6 protein-coding genes and 1 pseudogene are annotated in these 7,206 nt (G+C 58.1%); 3 read left to right on the forward strand and 4 right to left on the reverse strand.

The annotated features are described in order from the left end of the window. Together OEX18_15235 and OEX18_15240 are read right to left on the reverse strand one after the other, a co-directional pair. Nucleotides 1–322: type II toxin-antitoxin system HicB family antitoxin (locus tag OEX18_15235; GenBank protein MDH4338622.1), on the reverse strand; the 322-nt coding region annotated here is incomplete at its 3' end. 12 nt (nt 323–334) lie between these two features. Next, nucleotides 335–517 (reverse strand): annotated as a pseudogene (locus OEX18_15240) (type II toxin-antitoxin system HicA family toxin). 394 nt (nt 518–911) lie between these two features. On the opposite strand from OEX18_15240, the gene OEX18_15245 reads away from it, so the two are divergent. The 3 genes from OEX18_15245 (at nt 912) to OEX18_15255 (ending at nt 3,931) form a co-directional block, all read left to right on the forward strand. Beyond that, nucleotides 912–1,886, forward strand: a complete 975-nt coding sequence (locus OEX18_15245; protein ID MDH4338623.1) for a nucleotide-binding protein — start codon at nt 912–914, stop codon at nt 1,884–1,886. A 50-nt stretch (nt 1,887–1,936) separates the two neighbouring features. Then, entirely contained in the window at nt 1,937–3,145 is a 1,209-nt protein-coding gene (locus OEX18_15250; protein MDH4338624.1) for an ISAzo13 family transposase, read from the forward strand. 474 nt (nt 3,146–3,619) lie between these two features. Continuing rightward, complete coding sequence (locus OEX18_15255; protein ID MDH4338625.1) at nt 3,620–3,931, forward strand: DUF3303 domain-containing protein; 312 nt, start codon at nt 3,620–3,622, stop codon at nt 3,929–3,931. Nucleotides 3,932–4,308: 377 nt separating this feature from the next. On the opposite strand, the gene OEX18_15260 is transcribed toward OEX18_15255, so the two are convergent. Both OEX18_15260 and OEX18_15265 read right to left on the reverse strand, forming a co-directional pair. Further along, on the reverse strand, nt 4,309–4,926 hold the full coding sequence (locus tag OEX18_15260) for a hypothetical protein (GenBank protein ID MDH4338626.1): 618 nt from the start codon (nt 4,924–4,926) through the stop codon (nt 4,309–4,311). Nucleotides 4,927–5,723: 797 nt separating this feature from the next. After that, nucleotides 5,724–7,206: AarF/UbiB family protein (locus OEX18_15265; protein ID MDH4338627.1), on the reverse strand; the 1,483-nt coding region annotated here is incomplete at its 5' end.

Raw genomic sequence — 7,206 nt, forward strand, 5'->3', positions numbered from 1 at the left:
CGACTGCACGCAGAATGCGCTGCGGCAAGGTGATGTTGATTCTTGCGGCCTTGTCTCCGAGCTCGCTGGCATCAACGTCAACGACAGCCCAGGTCCAGCCGCGATAGCTACGCTTCTTCCGCAGTTGTTCAATCGACGATGCCGCAGGGAACGGCTTACCGTCGTCCAGGAGTCCTTCGAGGTGAAGCAAAATGGCCTCACGCGCATTGGTCAGTGCGTCGTCAAGTGTATCCCCGGCAGAGAAGCAGCCAGGCAGATCCGGGACAACCACCCCGAACGCATGTTTGGCATCCCCTGTTTCAATGGCAATCGGATATCGCATAACTCTACAGCCTCACTTCAAGCCAGCTTGCTTGCGAATCACCTTCACCAAACCTATCCCTAAATCTTTCTTGGGATGCGGCACCGTGACCGTGCCGGGCCTAGTCGGATGCACAAATTAATGATGGCTACCGCGCACCCGCTTGAGCCGCCAACCATCGGCCTGCAATAGCTTGATCAGCTCGCGGCTCTGCATCGTGTGTAGTATACACACCTTACACAAACTTGGCCAACGACTGCTATCTTGCTGCCGGATTAGGACATCGACTGACAGCACATGGCCGTTCTATGACCGTCGCCATCCGCCCAAAGCAGTCAATCACCGAATTCAAAAGCGGCCGTTCAGTGCCTGCGGGTTGTGGCAGGGAGTTGCTCCGTTCGTTGGAGTGGGGTCAGCCTAGCGGATTACGCCGATCCGGATAAGAACCCGTAACGCATAGTTGTCCAGTCGCAACTCATTAAAACGATGGCAGGTATGGCGTATTGTTCGCGAACGGTAGTGGCGTGTTACGCGGATAGAAAATGACAGATTCGGTTCTTATGTAGGTTCGTGTAAATATTATTAAGCGGAAGACGTAGGCGAAGCGGCAATGGAGAAACAACACTATCTATTCGTTTCGTACGCCCGGGCCGACCTTGACCGAGTAGTTCCGGTCGTTGATGCTGTGCGAAAAGAGCTGGAGTTCCGCACAGTTCCTATTGAAGTGTGGATGGATGTGTCCAATCTCCAACCCGGTGAGAGCTGGACTTCGGCGATTTCTGACGCGCTGGAATCGTCCGTCGGAGTCCTCATTTTCCTCTCGCCGCAATCCGTCCAGTCCGATCTGCTTCACCGCGAAATTTCTCTCGCTAGCGCCACCAAAGACAGATTGCTCATACCGATCATTCTCCACCAAGACCTTCAGATGCCGTTCCGGCTTCAGGCGCTGCAATATATCGACCTGTCAGGCCAGCCAACGGACGAACAGACGATGTCTGCGGCCACGAAGGTGGTCGATGCCGTTGCGAGATATTTAAGATCGACTCCAACTCCACGTGCCCTGGTAGGCAAAGTAGACGCACCTATAATCGCAGCTGACATAGCGAGAAAACTGAGGTCTTCGAGTGAACCAGTAGAAGATGGCTCGCCACCTAGGCCCGTATTCGTGGTTCACGGGCACAGCAATACGGCTCTCGCTGAATTGGAGCGCTTCCTCACATCTGTAGAGGTAGAACCTGTGGTCTTGTCGCGTCGGGGCGAGTTGGCGCAGTCCCTTTTCCAGAAGTTCATGGCAGTTGCATCCAAGGCGAAATTTGCGGTTGTCTTGTTCAGTGCGGATGACTATGGTGCCTCACGGCGACAGTACGATGCACAGGGTGTTGGCGACCGTGCCCTTCAGTTTCGCGCGCGCCAAAACGTCGTACTCGAACTTGGTTTCTTCTACGGTCACCTGGGATGGGAAAATGTCTTCGTTGTCTACGAGGATCCAGATCAAGTGTTCCCCAATTTTGAACGACCCTCAGACTTAGATGGGGTGATACTCGATTCCATGTCGGATGCTGCGTGGCAGCGTAAGGCTGTGTAAATTAATAAAGGTATCAAAGATGTGATTCTCTGTGCTATGCATGCCCAGGCATGGATGCCACGCTATCGCAGATGAAGCGGAAGCTGCGTTCGATCTGGCTATACTTGGATGAACGTACGCGTCGACTTACGGCGGCGAATGAGGCGATGAGCTTGGGCTACGGCGGGGTTTCGCTGGTACACCGCGCCTGTGGGCTGTCGCGCAAGGCGATCCGCAAAGGGATTCGGGAGATTGGTGCGGGCGAGGCGGCACTGGAAGGTCGGGTTCGTCGGCCCGGAGCGGGCCGTAAGGCCATCACGGTGTCTGATCCAGCGCTGCTCGGGGCGCTGGACCAGATGATCGAGGGGCACACACGAGGGGATCCGGAGTCCCCGCTGCGCTGGATCTGCAAGAGCACGCGGGTGATTGCCAGAGCCCTGAGCCAGCAGAAGCATCCCGTGAGCCACATGACGGTGGCGCAGATTCTGCGTGGTCTGCAGTACAGTCTACAGAGCAATCGCAAGACCGAGGAGGGGGCGGATCATCCCGACCGCGATGCGCAGTTTCGACACATCAGCGCCGCGGTGAAGACGTATCTACGCCAGGGCCTGCCGGTCATCTCGGTGGACACCAAGAAGAAGGAACTCGTTGGGAACTACGAAAACAAGGGGCAGCAGTGGCTGCGCGCCAAGCGGCCCCTGCGCGTGCAAGGCCACGACTTCCCTGGTCCCGAGGTGCCTCGGGCTTACCCGTATGGCATTTACGACATCGGGCGCAATGCGGGCTTCGTGAATATTGGCACCGATCACGATACCGGAGCGTTCGCCGTCGCGTCCATCCGCGGATGGTGGCGGGCGGAGGGCCGGAGGATCTATGCCAATGCGGCGCGCATCCTGTTCACCGCCGACTCCGGAGGGAGCAATGGCTACCGGCTGCGGCTGTGGAAGTTGGAGCTGCAGCGGTTCGCCGATCACACCGGACTGTGCATCGCGGTGTGTCACTTCCCGCCCGGCACCAGCAAGTGGAACAAGGTTGAGCACCGACTCTTTTCCTTCATCTCCTCCAACTGGCGCGGCGAGCCGTTGCGCGACTACGAAACGATCGTGCATCTGATCGCCAGGACGACAACGGCAAAGGGATTGAAGGTGACGTGCCGATTGGATCGACGCAAATATTCAACCGGACGCAAGGTCAGTAACGCAGAGATGGAGCAAGTCCATCTACAACCCAACAGATTTCATGGCGAATGGAACTACGTTATTCATCCTCGCCACAATTGATACCTTAATTCATTTACGAGCCCTAACCTCAGGGCGAGACTGGCAAAGGCAGGTTTCGCAATCCCGAACTCCTCCTAGCCTCGGCATGCAACGGACTCACTTTGCTCGCCGTTGAACTCCATATCGTTATTGCAGCAGGGCTGGAGGACCGCTTTATGACGGTGCGATCTCTGCGCCGAACTTCCGCACTTGGCCGTTCTACGACCATCGCTATCCGACCCAAAGCAGACGTACACGACTGACCGCTGTCAGAAGGGGTGCTTGCACCTATCCGCATAAGAACCCGTGATATATGGTCGCCCAGTCGGAGGTCATTGCAATGACAATGGCTATGGCGTAGTGTTCGCGAATCTTCGTGCCGTCTTATACGGACAGAAATTGGCAGTCCAACTCTTATACGGATCGGCCTAAACACAGTGATCCCAATTCAACAGATGTTGCTCAGTTGACAGCAATCCAACCAAGGAGATGCCGATGAAGTACATGCTCACCTGGTCCGAACGCTCGCAAGGCTCAGCCATCGAGTACGAGAATGCGCAGAAGCGAATCCTGGAAGTGTGGGGGGCCTACAAGCTGCCGAGCAACTTCAAGGTCGAAATGTTCGTGATCCGCGTCGGCGACTGGGGCGGGTACATGCTGGTGGAATGCGACGATCCAACGACGGTCCACAAAGTCTGTTCGCTGCTGCCGGCGTTCACGTTCGAAGCGCGGCCGGTGATTCCGGTCGACGACGCGATTCGCGTCGAACTGGAGTCGATGGCCTTCCGTGATTCGTTAAAGAAGTGATCTCGACTGCCTGGGGATAATCACACGTTGCAATGGACCGGCTCTGCGTCAAGCGTTTTGGTAAATTAATAACCAGCTGACGCGGTGCCGACCATTGCATGTTGAGTGGTTAATGCGGCAGGGTTAAGGCCTGCTTTGCGGCAGTGCCATCTCGGCGCCGAACTTCCGCAGTTGGCCGTTCTTCGACTGCTGGAATCCGACCCAAAGCAGAAGTACACGGCGTCATTTGCCCTGATCTGATCGAATATTCCGTTATCCCGGCTTCTCCCCAATCCGCTGCCGCTGCCGGTCTCAATGTCTTCAATGACATCCGGAATTGTTTGGGGCGTTGATGGGGCAGGTATGGACGGAGGTGCGAGCAGACCTGAGTGTCATGGTTAAGACATGCCTTGTTCGACCAACTTATTCTCGATCGTGAAGCCCATTCGTTCTATAAGCCGAGTGAGTAATGTGAAATGGGCAGACGAGTCAGTCGCAACGGCCAGCTGTTCAGCCGTTGCCAGTTGTATTGTATACACCAGTGAGGCGGAGGTTTTCAGGAGGGCAAGGCCATAGTCGAAGAGATCAGCTTCTCTGCCGATGAGCCGTCGCTGGCTGAGTTGACGGATACCGGCCACCGAAAAGGGAGTCGTCTCGAACGAAACATCCTTCAGACGAACCACCAAGGGCTGCTCGGCAGGGCCATCGTTGTGACGCCCAGTGATGTCTGTGCCGTCGAACAGGCCGCGTTGGAATCGGCGATTCTCCACCAGTGCGCGATGAAAGAGCCCACGCCACGTTGAATCTGTGAGATCACGATCCACGGCGATACAGGTGTCCGGCTTGAGCGGTCCGCTGACGTTGTACCCCTGCACCAGTCGCTTGCTTGCCAGGAGGTCGGGGAAGGCATCTCCCATACGGTCGGGAAAGGCCATTGTCCCGCAGAAAAGACTGACTTGTATGGCCATATAGTCTCGGAAATGCACCTGCTGATACCGCTCCAGCAGCCGCTGCAAGGTGCGCTCGTGGCACAGGTGGAACGGATAAAATATGACGCCGGATCGTGTCATGCCAGTGATTGAGAATAGCTGCTCTGCAACCGTATCGGCAAGCTGTCGTCCCAGGGGGCAATGGAACGGAAGCGGTTCTATTGCGCCACAGCGATTCTAACCGTTTAAAAATACTGCGCTGACGATTCCTGGAGACAACACGTACGTTGCGTAGCGGAGCATTCTCAGTGACTGACTGACCGCCCGTGGGCACGTTGGAATGCTTCATGACTGCTGGGTGGTTTCAGCATGTCCCGCGCCGTTCGTTCCTGATCACCCTTGAACAGATGGCGGTGTATCGCACCGTCCGTTCCATGGCCCCTCGTAGGAAGGACTCTTGTATGCTGAGGTGAACATGAGCGCGGCAGGATCACAGGTTGATGTGGCAGGCACGACGCCAATGCTATTCAGCGCTGAGGCTGACATCTGAGAGGCACGGTTCCAGATCTGGTCAATAGGAGGAAGGCGTGTGGCGGGATATGACAACTTCCGTTCTATTGGCCCAGTGATAGCGAACGTTCATGCGACAGGGCTGAGAACCACTTTGCGGCGGCGCAATCTCGGCGCCGAACTTCCGCTCCTGGCCGATGGCAGTCCTCGACCCTCTGCAGTCTTTCAGCCACAGGTTTTGAGCGGCAGCAATGCACCAGCTCCTGAGCCGTGGGGCAACAGCATAATCTGATCGATGGGCCACGTTTTGAGTAGTTTGCTCATGCGCCCTAAGAGCCACATGGCCATTGATCTGTCCAATCAAAAATGCGGGATTACTCGGACCTGCTCCTAGTGGAAAAGGGGGAAAGGAATGGCGGCAGGATCACCCTTTCGGGTGCCTTCAGCTCGGCCATGAGGAGCGCGGTGTCGAGCCCTGGAAGTCGGACGGTGGGCGCCCTCGCCACCACGTGGTTGGCATCGGCGATCCAGTGCATGTCGCCGGTAAGCTGGTGTAGCCTGAGCAGCGCGAACCCGCGTCTCAACGGCTTGCTCGGGAGCCTTGAGGCGAGGGCAAGCGCCTTGAATCGGTCGTCGCCGAAGATGTCATGCGCCAGCGCCCAAAGCCACACGTCGCCAGCGTGCATCTCGCTCAGCGCCTCAAGACGTGCCGGGAGATCGGCTCGCACGGCGACCGTGCCCGTCTTGCCGAGCGACAGCGCGACATAGGTCAGCAGCGGATCCGATATGCATGCGTCAGGTCCGATCAACGAGGGCGTCAGCATAAGTCGGTCGAGTCGTCGCGCAGCCCAGCCGGCAAGCTCTGCCGCATCGGGTGAACGAGACATGGCCCCATCGAGAACGCTCGCTGCCGCCAGGATGGCCGCACCGACCTCTGGCCCGTCCGGCAGCCGCTCAGCCGCTGCCAGGAACCCGGCGATGGCTCTGCTTTCCATTCGGCTGTCCGACCGTGCCCGCGCTACGAGCGCGGCGACGGACTGGACAGCCCAACCTGGTCCAGCCAGGCCAACCAGGATATCGGCGGCGGCCAACAGCTCAGCATCCTCCAACGCCAGGGCAGCGCGCAAGGCAAACCAGACGTGGTCGGCAGGCTCGGGCAAAGGTGCCAGGCTCCGTACGGCCTCGATGGCTGTATCGAATGCCCGCTGGGCAGCCGTGGGCCATCGTGGCGGGATGTCCGGGGGCAAGCCCGCCGACGAAAAGGCACGTGCCAAGCTGCCGACATCGGGAAAGCGATCCGCAGGTTGTTTGGCCAGCGCTCGTCCGACCACGGTTTCAACCTCGGGCCAGGTGGGGACACCTCGCGCAGCAAACGGTAATACCGGCCAGCGGACGATGCGCGGTAGCAACTCATCGCGGACAGCGGGTGAGTTGATCGGCTGCAGTCCCGTCAACAGCAGATAAGCCAGGACGGCGATCGCATACTGTTCGGATGCCGTGGTCACCGCCGGTGGCAGCAGGCCGGCGAGCATCGCGCCGGCTATCTGAGGATCGTAGAACTGCGGGATACCGGAACGCATCGGATCGACTGTCCTGGCATCGTCAATAGATCGCGCATTGCCAAAATCGAGGATTACGACACGGCCGTCGTCGCGTATTAGACAGTTGCCCGGATGGATATCACCGTGAAGCACGCCTTGTTGGTGAAGCCGGCCGTAGGCGTCGAACATCCGGCCCACGAGATCGTGGAGCCGAGGGCGGTCGCGTGCGGCGCGCGCCTTTTGCGCGGCGACCGCGATCGACACGCCATCGCACCATTCCATCGCGACATAGGCCCGTCCGCCCTCGTTTCCATCG

It is taken from the genome of Candidatus Krumholzibacteriia bacterium, assembly GCA_029865265.1.
Taxonomy (GTDB): Bacteria; Krumholzibacteriota; Krumholzibacteriia; order WVZY01; family JAKEHA01; genus JAKEHA01.